The 22,498-nt window shown below is 41.3% G+C and carries 14 protein-coding genes; 1 reads left to right on the forward strand and 13 read right to left on the reverse strand.

Translation table 11 applies throughout. From position 1 onward, the window contains the following. Nucleotides 1-269: 269 nt before the first annotated feature. The 8 genes from A3G3_RS13955 to A3G3_RS0103575 form a co-directional block, all read right to left on the reverse strand. The gene (locus A3G3_RS13955) at nucleotides 270-1,325 is read right to left on the reverse strand and encodes a hypothetical protein (RefSeq protein WP_019519169.1); all 1,056 of its coding nucleotides are present in this window, start codon (nucleotides 1,323-1,325) and stop codon (nucleotides 270-272) included. Nucleotides 1,326-1,381: 56 nt separating this feature from the next. Beyond that, entirely contained in the window at nucleotides 1,382-2,461 is a 1,080-nt protein-coding gene (aroB, locus tag A3G3_RS0103545; protein WP_019519170.1) for a 3-dehydroquinate synthase, read from the reverse strand. Nucleotides 2,462-2,481: 20 nt separating this feature from the next. After that, the gene (locus tag A3G3_RS0103550; RefSeq protein ID WP_019519171.1) at nucleotides 2,482-3,072 is read right to left on the reverse strand and encodes a shikimate kinase; all 591 of its coding nucleotides are present in this window, start codon (nucleotides 3,070-3,072) and stop codon (nucleotides 2,482-2,484) included. A 103-nt stretch (nucleotides 3,073-3,175) separates the two neighbouring features. Further along, nucleotides 3,176-5,377, reverse strand: a complete 2,202-nt coding sequence (gene pilQ / locus A3G3_RS0103555; protein ID WP_019519172.1) for a type IV pilus secretin family protein — start codon at nucleotides 5,375-5,377, stop codon at nucleotides 3,176-3,178. A 35-nt stretch (nucleotides 5,378-5,412) separates the two neighbouring features. Further along, nucleotides 5,413-5,946: a pilus assembly protein PilP gene (locus tag A3G3_RS0103560; protein WP_019519173.1), complete on the reverse strand. Its 534-nt coding sequence runs from the start codon at nucleotides 5,944-5,946 to the stop codon at nucleotides 5,413-5,415. After that, nucleotides 5,933-6,673 (reverse strand): type IV pilus inner membrane component PilO, encoded by a 741-nt coding sequence (locus A3G3_RS0103565; RefSeq protein ID WP_019519174.1) that lies wholly within the window; start codon nucleotides 6,671-6,673, stop codon nucleotides 5,933-5,935. Before A3G3_RS0103565 ends, A3G3_RS0103560 begins: the two co-directional genes overlap by 14 nt. A 3-nt stretch (nucleotides 6,674-6,676) precedes the next feature. Then, nucleotides 6,677-7,525: a PilN domain-containing protein gene (locus tag A3G3_RS0103570; RefSeq protein WP_019519175.1), complete on the reverse strand. Its 849-nt coding sequence runs from the start codon at nucleotides 7,523-7,525 to the stop codon at nucleotides 6,677-6,679. Beyond that, nucleotides 7,525-8,580: a pilus assembly protein PilM gene (locus A3G3_RS0103575; protein WP_019519176.1), complete on the reverse strand. Its 1,056-nt coding sequence runs from the start codon at nucleotides 8,578-8,580 to the stop codon at nucleotides 7,525-7,527. Before A3G3_RS0103575 ends, A3G3_RS0103570 begins: the two co-directional genes overlap by 1 nt. 203 nt (nucleotides 8,581-8,783) lie before the next feature. Between A3G3_RS0103575 and A3G3_RS0103580 the strand changes: the two genes are divergently transcribed. Then, entirely contained in the window at nucleotides 8,784-11,492 is a 2,709-nt protein-coding gene (locus A3G3_RS0103580) for a penicillin-binding protein 1A (protein ID WP_019519177.1), read from the forward strand. An 85-nt stretch (nucleotides 11,493-11,577) separates the two neighbouring features. Here A3G3_RS0103580 and A3G3_RS0103585 read toward each other — a convergent pair whose 3' ends face one another. From A3G3_RS0103585 to rplJ, 5 genes are all read right to left on the reverse strand, one after another. Then, nucleotides 11,578-12,129 (reverse strand): DUF6586 family protein, encoded by a 552-nt coding sequence (locus A3G3_RS0103585; RefSeq protein ID WP_019519178.1) that lies wholly within the window; start codon nucleotides 12,127-12,129, stop codon nucleotides 11,578-11,580. Between the two features lie 255 nt (nucleotides 12,130-12,384). Continuing rightward, nucleotides 12,385-16,611, reverse strand: coding sequence for a DNA-directed RNA polymerase subunit beta' (gene rpoC, locus A3G3_RS0103590; protein WP_019519179.1), 4,227 nt, complete (start codon nucleotides 16,609-16,611; stop codon nucleotides 12,385-12,387). 178 nt (nucleotides 16,612-16,789) lie between these two features. After that, nucleotides 16,790-20,908 (reverse strand): DNA-directed RNA polymerase subunit beta, encoded by a 4,119-nt coding sequence (gene rpoB / locus A3G3_RS0103595; RefSeq protein WP_019519180.1) that lies wholly within the window; start codon nucleotides 20,906-20,908, stop codon nucleotides 16,790-16,792. Nucleotides 20,909-21,398: 490 nt separating this feature from the next. Then, on the reverse strand, nucleotides 21,399-21,776 hold the full coding sequence (gene rplL / locus A3G3_RS0103600; RefSeq protein ID WP_019519181.1) for a 50S ribosomal protein L7/L12: 378 nt from the start codon (nucleotides 21,774-21,776) through the stop codon (nucleotides 21,399-21,401). 60 nt (nucleotides 21,777-21,836) lie between these two features. Then, nucleotides 21,837-22,340 (reverse strand): 50S ribosomal protein L10, encoded by a 504-nt coding sequence (rplJ, locus tag A3G3_RS0103605; protein WP_019519182.1) that lies wholly within the window; start codon nucleotides 22,338-22,340, stop codon nucleotides 21,837-21,839. Nucleotides 22,341-22,498 lie beyond the last annotated feature (158 nt).

Consider the following 22,498-nt stretch of genomic DNA (forward strand, 5'->3'; position numbering starts at 1 on the left):
AACGATTAAATGAAATAGTTGGCGTAAGCTGACTGTCGTCCAAAAATTTTAGTAGGATAGCTATCTTAACGAATTGACAACAAAAAAGCTACTGTTATTTGCAACAAATTAATTCCCAATTTTTGGGGCAATATTTTCCAACCGTTTCCTATTCTTACACAATAATAAACAAAAGTTTTTAAATGGCATTAAACCTAAAAAAATAGCGATAATTTTGGGTAAATTATCGCTATTTTTTAGGAAGTGTTTCACAATAGTGTTTCACAATATTATTCAGCTTTTTCAGCACTATTTTCGTTTGCTGATGCTTTTTCTTTCACTTGAGCAGGTTTTGCTTTTTCTTCTTTTGGCTTACTCTCTTTTGCCGTTTCTTTGGGTTTGGTTTCAGATTTGGCTTCTTTGGGTTTATTTTCAGGTTTTTGGTCTTGGGCTTTTGGTTCACTTGCATTACGAGCTGGTTTTTCGCTTGCAGTATTTTCAGCGTTTTTATTCACATTGTTATCAAAATTTTCAGGTTGATTGCCCGAATTTTGTTTTGGAATAACAGGCACAGGCAACTCTGGTTCATTGGGATTGACCACCTTACGTTTTTCTTCCACCGATAAGGTATCATTGCCATCGCTTGATTTTTCAATACTTTGTTTTTCTTCGGTCTTTTCTTCGGCTTTTGGTGCAGGGATTTCTTTTTTCGTTTCACGTAAATTCACCGATTTTGGGGCTTTTCTGCCGATATCTTCTAAAGGTGGGGTGATTTCGTATTCATCGATTTGTGATGCGTATAAATTAAGCTCTTCAGGAAAGGCTTGCACATTATTTGGCAAATTAAATTTTACTATTTTACTATTGCCAATCGCTTCTTGCGGTGAACCAAAAATGCCATACGTCAACACAAAACGTTTTTGATTGTTGGTATCTACGATGCGAAAGTAGTTAAATTTATCACGGTCAGGGCGACCATTGAGATAATCGGTAATCACTTCATGTTGCACGACGTTCATGACTTGCACCGTCCATTTGCCTGCATTGGCTTTTAAAAAACGGCTGTCTTTAAATTCTTTCGGATAATTACGCTTATCACGCACAATCGAATCAAAAGTAATCGGCTGAACCAACTTATGCATTTCATCAGGATTATGGTTAATCAACAAAATATTGGGGTCAACCACGGTAGAAACTTCGGTATCTTGGTTGTTTTTGCTAGTTGGTTTTACTGCAGATGCCACCCACACCATAAAAGTCACCCCCCCTGCAATCCCTGCAAACAACAGCCACACGGTAACTTGCAACGCCAATGAGCGATAGCTACTTGATAAAGAATTTAGCATAAAAACCCTATTTCATTCATATTTATTTAAATAATAATAAAAAAATTACTGTAAAATTACAGTAAAACGTCACGCAAAGATTCTGCATCATAATCGGCAGTAATATACGCTTCCCCCAATTTTTTGAGTAAAATCAAACGAATTTGCCCTGATTTGACCTTTTTATCATGACTCATCAAATCCAACGCCGTCTCAACTGCTATTTTTGGTGGCAAGACAGGTAGTTTTGCCTTTCTTAACAAAGACTTAACGCGTTCTACATCCTCAAGGGTTAAATTACCCATTTTTTGTGATAACTGCATGGCTTGAAGCATACCCACTGCCACCGCTTCGCCATGTAACCAGTTGCCATAACCTTCATGCGTTTCAATGACGTGTCCAAAGGTATGCCCAAAGTTTAACAAAGCACGCTTACCACTTTCAAACTCATCTTCCGCAACGATGTCGGCTTTATGTTGACAAGAAATTAACACAGCTTTTGCCAACAAAGTCAAATCCAAATTAACCAAGGCATCGATATTAGTTTCAAGCCAAACTAAAAATTCCATATCACCAATTAAGGCATATTTAATCACTTCCGCCAAGCCTGCGGACAATTCACGCTGAGGTAAAGTCGCCAAAGTCGCCATATCGGCAAGCACCAATTTAGGTTGCCAAAACGCCCCTATCATATTTTTACCCAGTGGATGATTAATACCTGTCTTTCCCCCCACACTAGAGTCCACTTGGGACAACAAGGTCGTTGGAATTTGGATAAAATCCACCCCACGCATAAAACTTGCTGATGCAAAACCGACCATATCGCCAATCACGCCACCACCCAAGGCAATCAAGGTACAATCACGGTTAAAATGATTTGCCATTAGCACATCATAAATTTGATTAATACTATCTTGGGTTTTAAACTGTTCACCATCTGACAAAATACAGGTTACAACCGTTTTGTCTTTCGGTAAATTATCAACCAAAGGTTGCAAATAAAGCGGTGCAATGGTTTCATTGGTAACTACCAAAACTTGTTTACTTTTGATAAACGGGTTAAAATCGAAGTTTACTAATAAATTTTCGCCAATCACAATCGGATAATCATGCGAACGGGTTTTTACCAACAATTGTTCCATAATAATTGTACTCATAATCCACTCTCATCATCAAATTAACGCTGAATTTTCGTCACCGTCACCGATACAATCGGCGTGTCTTTGTCCAAATGATAGGTTTGGCTAAAATCTTGTAACTGCCACAAAATCTCTTTCACCATTTTTTTAGGCGATAAATAGCCTGTCGTAATCACAATATCTGCCAATGAGTGATAAATCGGATCACGAATAGCAAACAAATCTGCCAGTTTTTGTTTAGGATTTTCCGTCTGTAACAACGGACGATTTTTATCTTTACGAGTGCGTTCGTACTGTGTATGCACTTGAGCCCGCAAATAAATCACAATGCCACGCTTTAGATAAGTTTGGTTAATCGGTGTCATCACCGCACCACCACCTGTCGCCAATACCACTTGTTGACAATGGGTCAACTCATCAAGGGTACGTGACTCACGTTGGCGGAAACCCACTTCGCCTTCTTTGTCAAAAATCCAACTAATACTTGCCCCACTTGCCTTTTCAATCTCGTGGTCGCTGTCAAAAAACCGATAACCCAACTGATTGGCTAACAGTTTGCCAATAGTGGTCTTGCCTGCCCCCATTGGTCCAATTAATACAATTAACGGCGGTTGCTGAGTATATCCCATAAAAAAACCACAAATCATGATAATATTAGGGAATATTATACGATGATTTGTGGTAAATCGCTATCTTTTAACAACATTCGTCAAAGATAATCCAATTTTTTTATTAATTTACACGGCTAACACCGTCGTTCACTAATTTTGGTGTGACAAAAATCAGTAATTCTTCCTTAGCATCAGATTTTGTTGTTCTTTTGAACAAGCGATTGACATAAGGTAAATCACCTAAAAATGGTACTTTTTGAACACCATTACTAATACTATTTTTAAAGATACCACCCAATACAACCGTTTGACCATCATCCACCACTACATTGGTTTGAACAGAATCTTTGGCAATCGCTACCGAACCATCAGGAGCAGTAGTAGGTCTACCATTTTCAACCAACAAATCCATGCCAATACGCCCTTCAGGTGTGATATTCGGGGTTACTTCTAGACTTAAGGCTGCTTCTACCCAACTCGTAGATGTGGCACCACTTGCTGACGCTTCCTGATAAGCAATTTGTTGACCAGACATTACTTTGGCTTTTTGTTTATCTGCGGTCAACACTTTTGGACTAGAGATTACCTCACCACGCCCATCTGACTGCATCGCTGATAACTCTAAATCTAATAATAAATCAGAGATACTTAATAAACCAAACGCAATTCTACCTGTTGGGTTTGCTGCACCCAAGTTTACATTAAGGTTGTCTGGACGAGTAATGGTATACTTTGCCCCACCTGTACTATTATCCACTGTTGGTGTCTTTAAATCCCACAAGGTCTGATCACTACCACCTACCAAAAGATTACGGTTATGTGCAGCCCCTTGGGATAAAATTCCCCATTTAACACCCATTTCTTTGCTAAAACTATCCGTCGCATTGACTATACGAGCTTCAATCATTACTTGTTTCACAGGAATATCAATTTTTGAAATCAAATCACGGATATTAGCAATACTAGCAGAAGTATCTTTGATGATTAAAGTGTTGGTACGAGCATCGATGGTTACAGTACCACGATTAGATAGCAATGAGCCTGAATCTGTATCATTTCTGCCTGTATTACGTGAATTTTGTGCCTCAATCATCGTGCGTAAGTCTTGGGCCTTGGCATAATTTAAGCGAATATATTCCGTACGTAGTGGTGCAAGTCCCGCATTTTTCTGAATCGCTTCTAGCTCTGCCGCTTCTTGTGAAGCAAGTTCAGATGAAGGTGCAACCCAAACCACATTACCATTGCTACGTTTGTCTAAATTTTTACTTTTTAGAATAATATCTAAGGCTTGATCCCAAGGCACTTCAATCAAACGTAAAGTAATATTACCTGATACCGTATCGCTAGCGATGATATTAGTATTGGTATGTTGACCTAGCACTTCCAAAATTTGACGCACAGGTACATCTTGGAATTCAAGCGAAATCGGTGCCCCTGTGTAGGTACGCTCCTCAAGGGTAGGTTCACGCAATTTTTTCGGTGGTTCAACATTAATACTCAGCTGATTACCCATTTGATAGGCTTTATATTCATAATCGCCTGTCATACCAATCCGAATTACACCATTACGACCTTGATTACTAGCCGTAATATTACCCACCAAACCTGCACCGCTCATTTGTTTTAACAAATGGCTTGGTACAGTTGCTCCAGTTAAACGCACAATCAGCTCATCACCAGTACGTTGTACATCAACAGGAATACTGTCATTTAGTAAACTAATGTTAATATTTGCACCACCACTTGATGAGCCATTGACATTAATGCCATTTAAGCCGTCATAATTATATTGACGATTCGTAGCAACCGCAGGGTTTAACAATGGATTAACTTTAACGACCATGGTTTCGGCAGGTGGTTGGACAGGTCTGTTTGTCGTTACCACAGGTTGAACCACTGGTGCAGTTACTACCTTACCTTGCACAGATTGCATACTTACCACAAGACGGTTGTTTTCCACACGCGTACTAAAGTTAGCTTCATCATTTAAGCCAACCACCATACGCGTCATATTACCACTACTAATCGTGGTAACGTCTCTTACATGACCTTGATTAATGGTTTGGACACGGCTTGCGACTTGATTATCCACATTTGGAAAATCAAGTACCAAGCGATTTGGATTGTTTAACTGATAAGCGTTCGGTTGTACGGCACCTGATGCAAAATCAACGTTTAATTCAGTTAATTGATTCGATGCTTGCCCGACACTCACTTGGTGAATACTGGTGTTCGCCATTGCCATGCTGGTAATGGTCGCCGTAGTGATTGCAACAGCAAGTTTTGATAGCGTGGTACGGCTTGGATAGGTTGTAAAATTCATAAAATTATCCTTAAATACTTAGTCTTAGCTTAGTCTTAACTTGCTGTCACAGCAATACTAGTAGGTTGTTCAACATAGCCCACACGACTGTCTGGGACGATTTCAATTAGGTTAATTTGAGTTGGGGTAATCTCGGCAATACGCCCATGATTTTGACCTAAATAATTACCCACTTTAACGCTCGCAATCCGTCCATCTGGACTTTGGATTAAGCCATACAATTCACCTGATTCAGATACCACGATACCACGATACACCAATTGATTCAGCTCAAACTGCTCCAATGGTTCTTTAATACGCGTTTCATCAGGGCGGATACCTTGAATATTGGCTTCTTGCGTCGCTTTTAAGGTCAAACTTGGTGGCATAAACGGGCTACGTAGTTGACTTGCACTATAGTTAAACGCTTGCACCACTTGGGGTTGCGGTGGTGGCTCAATTGGCTGGGCAGACGCTTCACGAATTTTTTGCATATCTTGCTCTGCCAAGCTGACGCGATCATCTGCACAACCTGCTAGGGCTAAACTTGCCAAAAGACAGCAAAGGATAGAATAATTATTTTTTCTCATCTTTTGCCTCCTCAGGTTTTGCCTCTTTAGCTTTTTCTTCTACAATTTCTTTAGAACGATACGTTTTGGTATTTAACACCAAATTCGTTTGTGGTGTTTCATCTAAACTTGGTTTACTGTTATTTACTTCAAAATCATGCAAAGTAATGATACGTGGTAATTGGGCTAAACCACTGACAAACGCACCAAACTCATGATAATTACCCAAAGCTGCGATACGGATTGGTTGTTCAATAAAGAACTCTTGCGATATTTCAGGCTCAACTTTGATATCTTGGAATTTGATATTACTGCCCAATCCCACTGCATTGATACCGTCTACTAAATCTGAAATCCGGGTTTCTTTTGGTAATTGGTTTAAAAGTTCTTTAAAATCATTTTCCATTTGGGCAATTTGGTCTTTATAAGCCTGTAAATGACGTGCTTTTGATTCTTTTTCGCGGTATTGGTCAAGCAAAGTTTGCTTTTCTGCTTCTGCTGAGGCAATCTCTTCACGCTTTTTGCTAATTGGCAATGCCCAAGTTAACGCTGCTACCAAACCGACGATAAATACTAAGGTCGTGATTTTAACAGGTAAAGGCCAGCTACCATAGTTGTTTTGGTCTAATGACTTAAAACTATCGGCAAATTCTTTAAAATCAAATTGTTTTTTGGGTGCTTTGTCTTTGGCAACTTTGGCTTTTTTTGCAAATAACGGCTTTTTCGTTGGTTTTGTTAATTTAACCATTGGTTACTCCTTTGCCGTACTAGCAGATGATGCAGTTGAGTTATTCACGGTTGTGGTGCTAGCAGGTTTGACTGTCGCCGTTACACTTGCAGGTTGGTTGGCTGACTGACTAGCAGATTGGCTTGCTGAAGCATTTGCGGTTGATGCGTTGCTAGAAGCAGGCTGTGTGACAATCGTGTTACTTGGTGCACTTGCGATTGGTGCTGGGGTACTTGCCGTTGCACTGGCATTACTTGCGACATTAGACTGGCTAATTTTGGTGGTCACCACAAAGGTGATATAATTATCTTCTGGATAAGCAGGACGTGGTTGTTTACCATTAGCAGTTGGCTGTGGTGTTTGCGGTGCTTGTTGATAAGCGACGGCATTCGGCTGTTGAATACTGACGACGGCCGAATCTTGTAACCACTCAGAACCGTCTAACGCGCGCATAAAATTCGCCACCACAGTATTATCCGCCGCTTGACCTGTAAAGGTAATTAAATCCCCTTCACGTTTCATATTGGTCAAATACATCTGTGGCTGAATCACACGGGCAATATCATCCCAAACTCTTACAGGCACAGGACGACGACCTTGCAAGTCTTGAATCACTTTCATACGAGCAACGATATCATCACGTTGTTGCTCTAACGTTTCAATTTCAGTCAATGCTTTATCAAGATTGGTATTTTCTTGTTTAATTTTTTCGTTGGCAGCCTGTTGGTCAGTAAGCTGGTTATTAAAATAACTCCATGCTGCAAAAGCAGCCAATAAAGATAATAACAACACCGCCACAATCAGTGTCATAAACTCTTTATTTTTACGCTCACGAACTTCTTGACGCCAAGGCAGTAAGTTAATTCTTGCCATTAGTCAAAACTCCTTAACGCTAAGCCACAGGCTGCCATCAAACTTGGTGCATCTACCAACAAACTTTCAGTATTTACTTTACCATCAATGGTCATATTAGCAAATGGGTTAGCAATACTAGTACGACTACCAAGTTTTTGCTCAACCATTGTTGCCAAGCCTGCCAAACTCGCAGTACCACCTGATAATAGAATGTGATCAACTTGATGACTTTGGCTGGATGAAAAATAAAACTGTAACGATCGAGTAATCTGTTGCACGATTGAGTCCAAAAATGGCATCAATACATCAGAGTGATAATCATCAGGCAAGCTCATGTTACGCTTATTGGCCATCGCTTCTTCATAGGTCAAGCCATAACGGTTTTGAATACTTTCCGTTAACTGACCACCACCGAACAATTGTTCACGGCTATAGACAAAATCACCATCTTTTGCAATATAAAGCGTCGTTTGGTTATGACCGATATCAATCAAGGCAACATTTTGGGGTTGACCTGGTAGGCTATCCACAATCAGCTGAAATGCACGTTCAATCGCATACGACTCAACGTCCACCACTTTGGTTTCCAGTCCTGCTAAACTCATGACTTCCACACGTTGGTCAACATTTTCAGAACGGGAAGCAACCAACAGGACACGTGATTGCCCTTCAGTCGCTGTTGAAGGACCTAGCATTTCAAAGTCTAGGTTCACCTCTTCTAACGGATAGGGAATGTATTGGTCAGCATCAAGACGGATACGAGCCTCGCGATCTGTATCTGACATTGCTGTATCCATATCAATGATTTTACTAATCACAGAAGCACCAGATACCGCAGTTGCAACATTTTTGCTAGATAAGTTCAAAGAACGGCTAAGTTTGTTAATCACTTCGCCCACTGCTTCGGTGTCTTTGATCTCTTTGTCTGCAACCATGCCACGAGCCAATGGCTCAATACCATAGTTTTTTAGGTGGAATAGCCCTTGTTGGCGTGTAATTTCCACCATTTTTACCGCGGTTGTGGTAATATCAACCCCGATAATTTGCTTGTTACTTTTTGTAAATAACCTCACAAGAATGTTCCTTAAAACTCTAATGTCGGTAACAGAAAATTTCTACAAGATATAAGATACTGCATTAAGTTACATTATTCAACCCTTTTTTAAATTTTATCTCATAATTGGGGTAAAAAAATGATAAATGGTAAATATTTTGTACTGCTATGCCAAATTTTTGGGTATAATAGCGTTTTATTTTCTGTTGCTAATTAAATTTTATGTCTAAAACTGCTTCTTTTTCGTTGTTAAGGTTTTTTGTCAATTTGATATTGGCAATGTTAGCATTTGCATTTGTTTTGGTACTTGCGTTTCCGATTGGTTTTTACGGCATGGCAATGTATATTTCACCAAGCCTGCCTAGCCTTGATGAGTTAAAACAAGCCAAACTTGCGATGCCACTACAAATCTATACCAAAGACAACCAATTAATTGGACAATATGGCAATACCATGTCCCTGCCTGTGACTTATGAAGAAGTACCGCAAGACATGGTCAATGCGTTTTTGGCAGCGGAAGATGCGTCATTTTTTCAGCATAGTGGGATTAGTGTTAAAGGGATTGGGCGTGCGTTGACCGAAGCTGTCAGTGACGATGAAGGGCAAACAGGTGGCTCAACCATTACCATGCAGGTAGCAAAAAACTATTTTTTATCACCTGAACGTACCTTAAACCGTAAATTGGTTGAATTATTTTTAGCCCGAAAAATCGAAGAAAAACTTAGCAAAAAAGAAATTTTTACTTTATATGTGAATAAAATTTATTTGGGGCAGGGAGCCTATGGTATTAAGGCTGCAGCAAAGCAGTACTATAGTAAATCTTTAGAAAATCTTACCATTGCTGAAATGGCAATGATTGCAGGCTTACCAAAAGCCCCTGGTAAATACAACCCTGTCTTGAATCCAAAGCGTTCTTTGGAACGCCGAGATTGGATTTTGGGTCAAATGTTAAAAAATGGTTCCATCACACAAGCACAATATGAAGAGGCTGTGAAAGCACCGATTAATTTAAAACTCTATCAAGCAAAACTGGATAAAAATTTCCCGTATTTGGCAGAAATGGCTCGTGTTGGATTGGTGGAACAATATGGCGAAAACGTGATGGATTCAGGTTGGCGAGTGCGTTTGACCATTGACAGCCACGACCAAGAAATTGCGGATAATGCGTTAAAACGTGGTTTGTTCGCCTATGATCGCCGTCACGGTTGGCGAAAACCACCCAATACCAAAGACAAAGAACAACCTGCAGATTTACACAAATTTCCTGATATTCCACCATTTTATCCTGTGGAAGTCAGCAAAAATATGGGGGGTAGTTTTACCGCCACAATGAAAAATGGCGAAGAAGTCACCGCATCGATGTCATATGTTCGCCAATCTTATGGCGGTGCAAGTGTACGTCGACACGACGTGGTCTATATCACCCGCAACAATGACGATACAGCTTGGAATTTGGTGCAATTACCTGCGGTGGAAGGGGCCTTGGTATCGGTTGACCCTGATTCAGGGGCGTTAATCGCCGCCACAGGTGGTTTTGACTTTAACAAAAGTAAGTTTAACCGAGCTTTACAAGGCTATCGCCAACCTGGTTCAACCATTAAGCCGTTGGTTTATACCACCGCCTTGGAAAAGGGTTTTAGCCCCGATACCCTAGTTTCTGATGGCCCATTAAAGGTAGGTAATTGGACACCAAAAAACTCAGATGGTCGCTTTCTTGGCTCGATTCCACTACGTCAAGGGCTATTTTTATCGCGTAACCTTGTTTCGATTCGCGTTCTACGTTCAGCAGGTATTCCTGATACACGTGAAATGCTCAATCAATTTGGCTTAGAAAAAGACCGTATGCCGACTACACTGTCGTTGGCACTTGGTGCAGGTGAAGCCACACCTGTGCAAATGGCAACCGCGTATGCAGCGATTGCCAATGGTGGACATCGTATTCAGCCGTATTTTATTGAACAACTGTTCGATTATAATGGGAAATTAATTTATCAAGCCAATCCGCAACAAGCGTGTGCCACTTGTTTTAACAGTAAATTGAAAAAAATCAATGCCGAAACCTTAAAAGCATTTGAAGAATATCAAAAAAATGGCGAAAAGATTGATGATAAAAAAATTGATTTGTTAAATGAAAATCCGATTGATAAAGACACAGAAGATAGCAAAGCTGAAAAATCGGACAAAAAAGACACTGATAAAAACAGCAAAGACAAAGATATCGACAAAGACAGGAAGCACGAAAAAGCCAAAGAAGATTTGCTCGCTCGTCAAGCCATGCTTGAAGCCGAACTGTATGATGCTGGCCCTGATAGTGATAAACTACAACCATCTGCCATTCAGTATAATCCAAGCCAACAAGCCCCACGTATCATCGCATCTAGCTCTGCGTTCCAAATGGCAAATATGCTCCGTGACGTTATCCAACGTGGTACGGCGAAAAAAGCCCGAGCACTTGGACGTTCTGATGTCGGTGGTAAAACAGGGACAACCAATGATGCCAAAGATGCATGGTTTGCGGGTATTCACCCAACCATGTCAACCATCGTTTGGGTCGGTTTTGACCAACCAAAAGGTCTTGGTAAAGGTGAGTTTGGTGGAGTGGCTGCCTTGCCAATTTGGATGGATTTTACCTCAAAAATGCTTAAAGGCATGCCTGTTGAATGGGTTTCGGTAAACAACCGTGCTAAGTCCAAAAAACAAGAGCAAGAAACCATTGAACTGACCGATGATGGTGAACGCCGTCTAGATAGTAAAGGACGTGAAATCAAAGAAGATAACAGCAAGCCACCACAAGCAGTCACCCAAAAACGCCCTGAAGAACAGCCTGAAGACGAAACGGCATCCACAACGGCAGACACCAAAAAGCCAGCGAAACCAAACCGTAATAATGCACAAATTGAAACCAATCGGCGTATCAATGCACAAGACTAATCAAATTAATTTTTTAGCAAACGTGCGTAAAAACAGAAACCTAATCAACAGATTGGGGCTTTCTTTGCTTCAAGTGTTTGACATCTTAAAACTCCACCATACCCGCTCGTAAATCTTCAATTACTGTCAACAAATCCGTTCGCCATTGACGTACCATATCCACCGAAATCACCGCACCGGGTAGATTTTTGCCAAACGTTTCATTTGCCATGACATCCACGGTTGGCAAGCGGTTGCTATCACTTGATTGTTGGCTAATTTCTTGATTAGCTTCTTGTGTGATTTCTTTAGAAATGGGTTTAAAATTAACGTGTTGCCACGCTTGTTCAATGTCTGACAAAAAATCGGTTTTGCTTAATTGGCGTAACCGTACAATTTCCGGTGAAATTTGGGTTTTTTCTGCCAATTTATCGGCAATTATCATCAAAGTTGGGTTGGTTATCTTTAGCTGATAATAACGGGCAATTTCTTGCAAAAACGCCAAATAACCACCGTATAAATGTAAAATCGCACTTTCCAAATGAGCATCGGCGAGTTGCTTTTGTTCGGTTTCTTCTGCTAATTCACAATAAATCCGACAAAAGTACAGTTTTTGATTGGTTCTATCCGCTTGATAACGGGCGACACGATTTGCCATATGAGTTCCTTTTGATAAATAACATACGTTAAGTGAATAGATTATTTCATTAAAGAATTTAATTTGTGATAACCAAGCTTATACAAAGGTAACGGTTTTTCCGTTATGCTCACAAACTCACCGTAAACCAAAAAACTTTACGGAATTTTGAGCTAAATTTACGCTACCGTTATTGTCAGTTTTTTATAATAGCAAAAAGGTCAGCAACTTGACTGACCCTTTTGTTTAAGCTAAACTTTAACAAACAATCAATGATTATTTGTCTTGATGAAATTCTTCAGCAAATTTTTCATCAAAATCCGCAAATCCAGCCACATCTGCAGGAATTACCCCTTCTACAAAGCTATTTTCTAACACGGTATCAAGGTTAATTTCTGTTTCTTGGTTGCCTGCATTTTGGCGGTGTGTGTGATATGCCAAACCTGTACCTGACGGTACAAGACGACCGACTACTACGTTTTCTTTTAATCCACGCAAGTCGTCAACTTTGCCAGTGACCGCAGCCGCTGTTAACACACGGGTAGTTTCTTGGAACGATGCCGCCGAGATGAAACTTTCGGTTGCCAACGATGCTTTAGTAATACCGAGCAATAAACGTTCAAATTTCACAGGGAATTTGTCTTCGCTGTCAAGTTTTTGGTTTAACGCCACGATATCGGCATATTCGGCTTGGTCACCTTTAAAGTAGCTTGAGTCGCCACCATCCACAATTTCAACTTTACGAAGCATTTGACGGATAATGACTTCAATGTGCTTATCATTGATTTTCACACCTTGTAAACGGTAAACGTCTTGCACTTCATTCACGATATAATTTGCCAAAGCCGTTTCACCTTTTAAGCGTAAGATATCGTGCGGGTTGGCAGGGCCGTCAGCAATCACTTCGCCACGTTCCACATGTTCACCTTCAAACACGTTAATTTGACGCCATTTTGGAATCAACTCTTCATGGATTTCACCGTCTTCATTGGTGATGACAAAGCGGTTTTTGCCTTTGGTTTCTTTACCAAAGCTGACCGTCCCACTCATTTCTGCCATAATCGCATGGTCTTTTGGACGGCGAGCTTCAAACAAATCAGCAACCCGTGGCAGACCACCTGTAATATCCTTAGTACCTGAGCTTTCTTGTGGAACACGCCCCAATACCGAACCTGTCGTTACGTCATCACCTTCATGCACACGGATAATGGTTTGTTGTGGTAAGAAATACACCACTTCTTTGCCGTCTTTCGTGTCCAAAATAATGGCTGGACGCAAGTCTTTACCACTACTTGGGCGGTCTTTCACCGCAAGGATTTCGTACGAGCTCATACCCGTTGCTTCATCAATTTTCATGGTGGCGGTTACGCCATCATTAATATCGTTAAAGCGTGCTTTACCTGAAACTTCGGTAATAATTGGGTGGGTGTGTGGGTCCCATTTTGCAATGGTTTGCCCTGCATCCACGTTGTCACCGTCATTCACCATAACCGAAGAACCATAAGGGGCTTTATAACGCTCACGCTCACGTCCTAGCTCATCAGTAATGCTGATTTCGGCTGAACGTGAAACCACGACCAAATGTCCGTCCGCATGGGTTACCGATTTTAAGTTTTGGAAACGTACGGTACCTGCATTATTAACTTGGATGCTATTTTGTACTGATTCGGCACTTGCAGCACCACCCACGTGGAAGGTACGCATCGTTAACTGGGTACCTGGTTCACCAATTGACTGAGCTGCCATAACGCCAACTGATTCACCGATATTAACCCGATGACCACGGGCCAAATCACGACCGTAACATTTTGCACACACGCCATACGGCACATCACAAGTAATTACCGAACGCACCCAAACTTCGTCAATACCATGCTCATCCAGCACTTTGACAAGATGTTCGTCAAGTAACGTGCCTGCAGAGATAACCACGTCACCAGTTTTGCTAGAAAGCACATCTTTTGCGGTAACACGCCCCAACACACGGTCGGCAAGTTGCTCAATGATTTCACCGCCCTCAATGTGTGGTTTCATCAAAATACCTTTTTCAGTGCCACAGTCTTCTTGAGTAATTACCAAGTCTTGTGCCACGTCCACCAAACGACGCGTTAAGTAACCTGAGTTTGCGGTTTTCAATGCGGTATCGGCAAGACCTTTACGTGCACCGTGGGTTGAGATAAAGTATTGTAAAACGCTCAAACCTTCACGGAAATTCGCTTTAATCGGCGTTTCAATAATTGAGCCGTCTGGTTTTGCCATCAAGCCACGCATACCCGCCAACTGACGGATTTGGGTCGCACTACCACGAGCCCCTGAGTCGGACATGATATAAATTGAGTTAAATGATTTTTGTTTTTCTGTTTCGCCTTTATAATTGGTAACATCGTCAAATGACAAATTATCCATCATCGCTTTGGCGATTTGGTCATTGGTACGCGACCAAATATCAATCACTTTGTTATAGCGTTCGCCTGCGGTAACAAAACCTTGCTCAAACTGACTTTCGATTTCACGCACTTCAGCATCGGCACTGGCGATAATGGTATTTTTGGTCGGTGGAATTACCATATCTTCCATACCGATTGAAACACCTGACAAAGTCGCTTGGGCAAAACCGAGATACATTAACTGGTCAGCGAACATAACACTGTGTTTTACGCCCATTTGACGATAGCATGAGTTTATCAACTTTGAGATGTTTTTCTTGGTCATCTCTTTGTTAACTTCGTCAAAACTCATGCCTTTTGGCGTAATGTTCCAAATCAAACAACGCCCTGCCACGGTATCAACCATACGAGTAGTGATACTTTCGTTGCCATTTTCGTCAAAATGCGTTTCGGTAACACGTACTTTAATTTTAGCATTAACACTTAATTCACCCGTTCCCAATGCACGATATACCTCATTCATATCGGCAAAGGTCATGTCATTCCCTTTCACACGCACGTCCGCACGGCTAATATAATACAAGCCCAAAACAACGTCTTGAGACGGCGTGATAATCGGCTCACCATTGGCGGGTGATAAGATATTGTTGGTAGACATCATCAAGGCACGAGCTTCAAGCTGTGCTTCTAAGGTCAATGGCACGTGTACCGCCATTTGGTCACCGTCAAAATCGGCGTTAAATGCACTACACACGAGTGGGTGTAACTGAATGGCCTTACCTTCAATCAATACTGGCTCAAAGGCTTGTAAGCCCAAACGGTGAAGGGTTGGTGCACGGTTTAACAACACTGGGTGTTCACGGATTACACTTGCCAACATATCCCAAACGGCTGGCTCTTCACGCTCAACCATTTTCTTGGCGGCTTTAATGGTGGTTGCAATACCATTTTGTAACAATTTGGCATAAGTGAATGGTTTAAAGAGTTCTAACGCCATTTTCTTTGGCAAACCACACTGGTGCAAACGCAAATATGGACCTACGGTAATCACCGAACGACCTGAATAGTCCACACGTTTGCCAAGCAGGTTTTGACGGAAACGACCTTGTTTACCTTTAATCATGTCTGCCAATGATTTTAGCGGACGCTTATTTGACCCTGTAATCGCACGACCACGGCGACCATTATCAAGCAAGGCATCAACCGATTCTTGCAACATACGTTTTTCGTTACGCACGATGATGTCAGGAGCATTTAACTCAAGCAGACGTTTTAAACGGTTGTTACGGTTAATCACACGGCGGTATAAATCGTTCAAATCACTTGTCGCAAAACGTCCACCTTCTAGTGGTACTAATGGACGCAAATCCGGTGGCAACACAGGCAATACATTCATCACCATCCACTCAGGTTTATTATTAGAATCACGGAACGACTCTAACAATTTTAAACGTTTTGACATTTTTTTAAGTTTGGTTTCTGAACCTGTTTGTGGAATTTCTTCACGCAATTGGTCAATTTCCAAATCTACATCAATGTCTTTCAGCAAATCTTGAACCGCTTCTGCACCCATTTTTGCTGAAAACTCATCGCCAAATTCTTCTAAGGCTTTGAAATAATCTTCATCATCAAGCAATTGGTATTTTTCAAGGCTGGTCATACCTGGGTCGGTAACCACATAGCTTTCAAAATAAAGCACACGCTCAATATCACGCAACGTCATGTCAAGCAACAAACCGATACGGCTCGGCAAGGATTTTAAAAACCAAATATGTGCAACAGGGCTTGCCAATTCAATATGCCCCATGCGTTCACGGCGAACTTTGGCAGCGGTTACTTCTACGCCACATTTTTCACAAATAATACCTTGGAATTTACGGCGTTTGTATTTACCACAGAGACATTCGTAATCTTTTACAGGTCCAAAAATTTTGGCACAAAACAAGCCATCACGCTCTGGTTTAAAAGTACGATAGTTAATGGTTTCAGGTTTTTTCACTTCACCATACGACCACGATTTGATGGTGTCTGGCGATGCTAAAGAAATTTGAATACTGTCAAACTCTGGATTGCCATAGTCCACAGGGTTTTTTATGCTTTCTAATAAATCTTTCAAATTACTTCTCCATCGTGAGTCAAGGATAATCTTTTTCAATCGTAATCGCTTTGTTTATAACGGTTTATCAAGGCTGATTTTGATTGAGTATTTGATAAAAATGGTGCAAATTGCCAAACCTAATTTATTTTTTAAATCAGTATTAGACCTATGTTAAATCAAGTTTGGCAAACCCTGCTTAGTTTTTTTGGTTACTGTGGTCTTTTAGTTCAATGTTAATACCCAGTGATTTAATTTCTTTGGTCAATACATTAAACGACTCTGGCATACCTGGTGCCATGTTTTGCTCACCGTCCACGATGTTTTTATACATACGGGTACGACCTTCCACATCATCCGATTTCACGGTTAACATTTCTTGCAAGGTGTAAGCAGCACCGTACGCTTCCAATGCCCAAACCTCCATCTCACCAAAACGCTGACCACCGAACTGGGCTTTACCACCAAGCGGTTGTTGGGTAACAAGCGAGTAAGAACCTGTTGAACGAGCGTGCATTTTATCATCAACGAGGTGGTTAAGTTTTAACATATACATATAACCCACAGTTACAGGGCGGTCAAACTGTTCGCCTGTCCGTCCATCAAACAACACTTGTTGCCCACTAGTTGGCATATTGGCAAGCTCTAGCAAACCTTTGATTTGGGTTTCTTTCGCACCGTCAAATACCGCCGTACCCATTGGCACACCTGCACGCAAGTTTTGAGCCATCGCAATAATTTCATCATCGGTTAAGCTGTTTAAATCAACGGTTTCGCCACCGATTTGGTTATAAATTTTGTCCAAAAATTCACGCAAATCGCTTACTGCACGTTGGGCTTTAAGCATTTCGTCAATTTTAATCCCCAAACCTCTGGCAGCACCGCCCAAATGGGTTTCCAAAATCTGACCCACATTCATACGAGACGGTACGCCTAGCGGGTTTAGTACGACGTCAACAGGGTTACCGTCTTCATCATATGGCATATCTTCTACAGGCATGATACGAGAGACAACGCCCTTGTTACCATGACGACCCGCCATTTTATCCCCCGGTTGGATACGGCGTTTCACGGCTAGATACACTTTGACAATTTTTTGTACCCCATGTGCCAAATCATCGCCTGCGGTTAATTTGCGTTTTTTCTCGGTGAATTTTTCATCAATTTCGGCTTGCTTGTCTTTTAAATATTCCGCAATTTGACTTAAACGTTCTGCGGTTTCTTCTTGTACCGCTTGAATATCAAGCAAAGTTTCAAGCGACATATCTTGCATCATGTCTGCGGTTAATACTGTGCCTGATTTTAAACCTGCACCACCGCTCACACTCTGACCGCTTAACAAGCTGACGATACGACCACGAGCGGCATTTTCAAAAATGCTTAGCTCTTCTTTTAAGTCTTTACGGTAACTGTCAAGTTGGGCTTTTTCAATCGCCAATGCACGGCTATCTTTTTCCACGCCATCACGAGTGAATACTTGTACATCAATCACTGTGCCTTTTGTGCCTGATGGTACACGCAGTGAGGTGTCTTTGACATCAGCGGCTTTTTCACCAAAAATCGCACGCAGTAGTTTTTCTTCTGGGGTAAGTTGGGTTTCGCCTTTTGGCGTTACTTTACCCACCAAAATATCACCCCCTTCAACTTCTGCACCGATATACACAATCCCTGCTTCGTCAAGGTTTGCCAACGCAGCTTCGCCCACGTTTGGAATATCGCCTGTGATTTCTTCTTGACCCAGTTTGGTATCACGAGCCACACAGGTTAATTCTTGGATGTGAATGGTGGTAAAACGGTCTTCTTTCACCACACGTTCTGATAACAAAATCGAGTCTTCAAAGTTATAACCATTCCACGGCATAAACGCCACACGCATATTTTGACCTAATGCCAACTCACCCAAATCGGTAGAAGGACCATCAGCCAAAATATCTCCACGGGCAATCTCATCGCCAAGGTTCACGATAATGCGTTGGTTGATACAAGTGTTTTGGTTAGAACGGGTGTATTTAATCAAGTTATAAATATCAATACCCGCTTCACCTACTTGCATTTCATCTTCGTTAACTTTAACCACGATACGACTGGCATCAACATCCATAATCACCCCGCCCCGTTTGGCAATGACGCATACGCCACTATCTCGTGCAACGTGGCGTTCCATACCTGTACCGACGAGTGGTTTATCAGAGCGTAAGGTTGGCACGGCTTGACGTTGCATGTTTGAACCCATCAAAGCACGGTTCGCATCGTCATGTTCCAAGAATGGAATTAAGCTCGCCGCAACCGACACAACTTGACGTGGTGAAACGTCCATATGAGTGACCTTATCAGGCGACATACGCACAAATTCACCATAATTACGCACTGATACATAATCTTCGGTCAAACGTCCATTTTCATCAATCGGTGAGTCCGCTTGTGCAATCACCGTGCCAACTTCTTCAATCGCTGATAAATATTCAATTTCATCAGTAACTTGACCATCTACCACTTTTAAATAAGGCGTTTCCAAGAACCCAAACTCATTGGTTTTGGCATAAACTGCCAACGAGTTAATCAAACCAATATTCGGACCTTCAGGCGTTTCAATCGGACACACACGACCGTAATGTGTTTGGTGCACGTCACGCACTTCAAAACCTGCACGTTCACGGGTCAAACCTCCTGGTCCTAACGCAGAAACACGGCGTTTATGGGTAATCTCTGACAACGGGTTATTTTGATCCATAAATTGTGACAGTTGTGATGAACCGAAGAATTCTTTAATCGCTGCTGCCACAGGTTTTGAATTAATCAAATCTTGTGGGGATAGATTATCCGATTCGGCTGAGCTTAGACGCTCTTTGACCGCACGTTCCACACGCACCAAGCCAACACGAAATTGGTTTTCGGTCATCTCACCAACTGAACGCACACGGCGATTACCCAAGTGGTCAATATCATCCACTTCACCACGACCATCACGGATATCTACCAACATTTTTAAGGTATCAATAATATCAGCATGGGTCAAAATACCACGCTCACGTTGTAACTCTGGGTCATTCGTTGGCTCAAATTCACGTCCCAAACGGCGGTTAAACTTCATACGCCCTACGTTTGACAAATCATAACGTTCTGAACTAAAAAACATCATTTCAAACAGTTTTTCAGCCGTTTCTAAGGTTGGTGGCTCACCTGGACGCATCACTTTGTAAATTTCAATCAAAGCTTCTTCACGTGTCAAAGCGGTATCCGCACGCAACGTATCAGCAATATAGGAACCATGGTCAATGTCATTGGTAAACAAAATACTAAATTCTTTGACATTATTGGCACTGATTTTTACCAAAGTCTCATGGTCAAGCACTTGGTTAGCATACGCAATGACCTCTTCATTCACAACGATGTCTTGTGCCAAAATACGCTCATACAAATATTCATCAGGCACCGCTAACTTTTGCATACCTGATTGCTCAATTTGACGAATGATACGAGCGTTAATACGTTTGCCTTGTTCTACCAACACTTTACCGTCTGGTGCAACGATGTCAAACTGAGCCATTTCACCACGCAAACGGTCAGCCACTAGGTCAATTTCAAATTGTTCTTCGCCTTTATACACGCTAATCTTTTCATAAAACGCATCCAAAATTTGTTGCGTATTCATACCAATAGCGTGCAAAATCACCGTTGCCAATAATTTACGACGTCGGTCAATACGAGCAAATACCAAATCTTTGGCATCAAACTCAAAATCCAACCAAGACCCACGGTAAGGAATAATACGTGCGTTATAGAGCACCTTGCCACTTGAATGCGATTTGCCTTTATCATGGTCAAAAAACACCCCTGGCGAACGGTGCAACTGTGACACAATCACACGCTCTGTACCGTTAATCACGAACGTACCGTTTTCGGTCATCAGTGGAATTTCACCCATGTACACACTTTGCTCACGGATATCTTTAATCGCCGCCGTTGCCGTTTTATCTTTCGCATCTTTATCTTTAATAATCAAACGAATTTTGACACGAAGCGGTGCTGCATAAGTTGAACCACGCAAAATACACTCACGCACATCAAACTCAGGTTTGCCCAAATAATACTCAACAAACTGCAACTCAGCATTACCCGTATGACTCTCAATCGGGAAAATAGAATTAAAAGCAGCCTGCAAACCAATGTTCTCACGACCTTTAGGCTTTTTATGTTCTTGCAAAAACTGCTCATAAGAAGCCACCTGAATTGCCAACAAATACGGCACATCCATCACGGTGGGCAATTGAGCAAAACTTTTACGAATGCGTTTTTTTTCAGTATACGAGTATGCCATTAAAAGTCCTTAAACATTCAAAGCGTTAATGCTACCCAAACACCTAGCCTATTTGTAACCACAAACAAACCCAAATGCTGGAATTTATCGTCTAACAAAACCCATTTTTAAAGCCAAAACTTTAACCGCTTAGCTTAACCTTAAAAAGATCAAATCTTGCCAAACATCATCAATACAACTAACTTAACCAACAAATCAGATCAAACATCTAACTTATCTTATTCTTGTGGAAAAATAACCGCCAACAAAAAACACACGAAAACGACAAAAAGCCAAACACCCAACTGGCATTTAGCTTTTAGCGAAATTCATTGATTAGCAATGTTATTTTTTTGCATGAAACAAAAGTGTCCTTTGTCGCTGTGCCACGTCTGACACGAAAGGTCAAGTTTTTTATTATACAAAAAAAAAGTCATTATTGCAAGAACAATAATGACTATTGTGAAGTGAAATATCAGACTAAATTAGCCCAAAGCTCACGCAACGAGAATTATTTCAACTCTACAGTTGCCCCTGCTTCTTCTAATTTTTTCTTCAATTCTTCAGCTTCAGCTTTATTTGCACCTTCTTTAACAGTTTGTGGTGCACCTTCAACTAAGTCTTTCGCTTCTTTCAAGCCTAAACCCGTGATTTCACGAACTGCTTTAATAACAGCTACTTTCTTGTCACCAGCACCAGTCAACACAACGTTAAAGTCATCTTTTTCTTCAGCAGCAGCACCGCCAGCGTCGCCACCACCGACAACTGCAACCGCAGCTGCCGCAGCTGATACACCAAATTTTTCTTCCATTGCAGAGATAAGTTCTACAATTTCCATTACTGATTTTTCAGCGATTGCATCAAGGATTTCTTGGTTAGTTAATGCCATGATAAATATTCCTAAATAAGTGAATTTGTTTAAATATTACAATACAAAACTGGCGAAAAATTAAGCCGCTTCGTCTTGCATTTTGTCGCGTAGAGCCGCAAGAGTACGTACAAGTTTGCCAGCCGCAGCTTCTTTCATTGTACCCATCAAGCGCGCAATCGCTTCGTCGTAAGTTGGTAAGGTTGCCAAACGGTCAATATCTTTGCCCGCAATAAACTCACCACCAAAAGCTGCACCTTTGATTTCAAACTTATCGTTTGTTTTTGCAAACTCTTTAAACAAACGTGCTGCTGCACCTGGATGTTCATTTGAGAAAGCAATTAGTGTTGGACCTGTGAACACTTCATTCAATACTGCATAGTCAGTGTCTTCTAAGGCACGGCGTAACAAAGTATTACGCACAATACGCATTTCAACACCTGCTGCACGAGCATCTTTACGAAGTTGGGTCATTTTGCCGACTGTCACACCACGTGCGTCAGCAACAACAGCAGAAAGGGCACCTTTGGCAGATTCACTTACTTCAGCAACAATCGCTTGTTTGTCTTGAAGATTTAATGCCATGGGTTGTCTCCATATTATTAATAACAAAATTAACAACAAATTGTCATTAATAAAGCCAATTTTAATAATCAACGTTTAAAGAACGCCAATTATCGTGAATGTATGGGGTTTAAGTTAACTAAAACCAATTTAAACCTTCCATCTGCGTAGGCAGCTAT

Source organism: Moraxella boevrei DSM 14165, assembly GCF_000379845.1.
Taxonomy (GTDB): Bacteria; Pseudomonadota; Gammaproteobacteria; order Pseudomonadales; family Moraxellaceae; genus Faucicola; species Faucicola boevrei.

Coding starts and splice junctions, on each gene's coding strand:
- rpoB (WP_019519180.1), bottom strand. CDS start 20,908: ATGGCATACTCGTATACTGAAAAAAAACGCATTCGTAAAAGTTTTGCT.
- A3G3_RS0103560 (WP_019519173.1), bottom strand. CDS start 5,946: ATGAGAAAAAATAATTATTCTATCCTTTGCTGTCTTTTGGCAAGTTTA.
- A3G3_RS0103570 (WP_019519175.1), bottom strand. CDS start 7,525: ATGGCAAGAATTAACTTACTGCCTTGGCGTCAAGAAGTTCGTGAGCGT.
- A3G3_RS0103565 (WP_019519174.1), bottom strand. CDS start 6,673: ATGGTTAAATTAACAAAACCAACGAAAAAGCCGTTATTTGCAAAAAAA.
- A3G3_RS13955 (WP_019519169.1), bottom strand. CDS start 1,325: ATGCTAAATTCTTTATCAAGTAGCTATCGCTCATTGGCGTTGCAAGTT.
- rplJ (WP_019519182.1), bottom strand. CDS start 22,340: ATGGCATTAAATCTTCAAGACAAACAAGCGATTGTTGCTGAAGTAAGT.
- A3G3_RS0103585 (WP_019519178.1), bottom strand. CDS start 12,129: ATGGCAAATCGTGTCGCCCGTTATCAAGCGGATAGAACCAATCAAAAA.
- A3G3_RS0103580 (WP_019519177.1), top strand. CDS start 8,784: ATGTCTAAAACTGCTTCTTTTTCGTTGTTAAGGTTTTTTGTCAATTTG.
- rplL (WP_019519181.1), bottom strand. CDS start 21,776: ATGGCATTAACTAACCAAGAAATCCTTGATGCAATCGCTGAAAAATCA.
- A3G3_RS0103550 (WP_019519171.1), bottom strand. CDS start 3,072: ATGGGATATACTCAGCAACCGCCGTTAATTGTATTAATTGGACCAATG.
- pilQ (WP_019519172.1), bottom strand. CDS start 5,377: ATGAATTTTACAACCTATCCAAGCCGTACCACGCTATCAAAACTTGCT.
- aroB (WP_019519170.1), bottom strand. CDS start 2,461: ATGAGTACAATTATTATGGAACAATTGTTGGTAAAAACCCGTTCGCAT.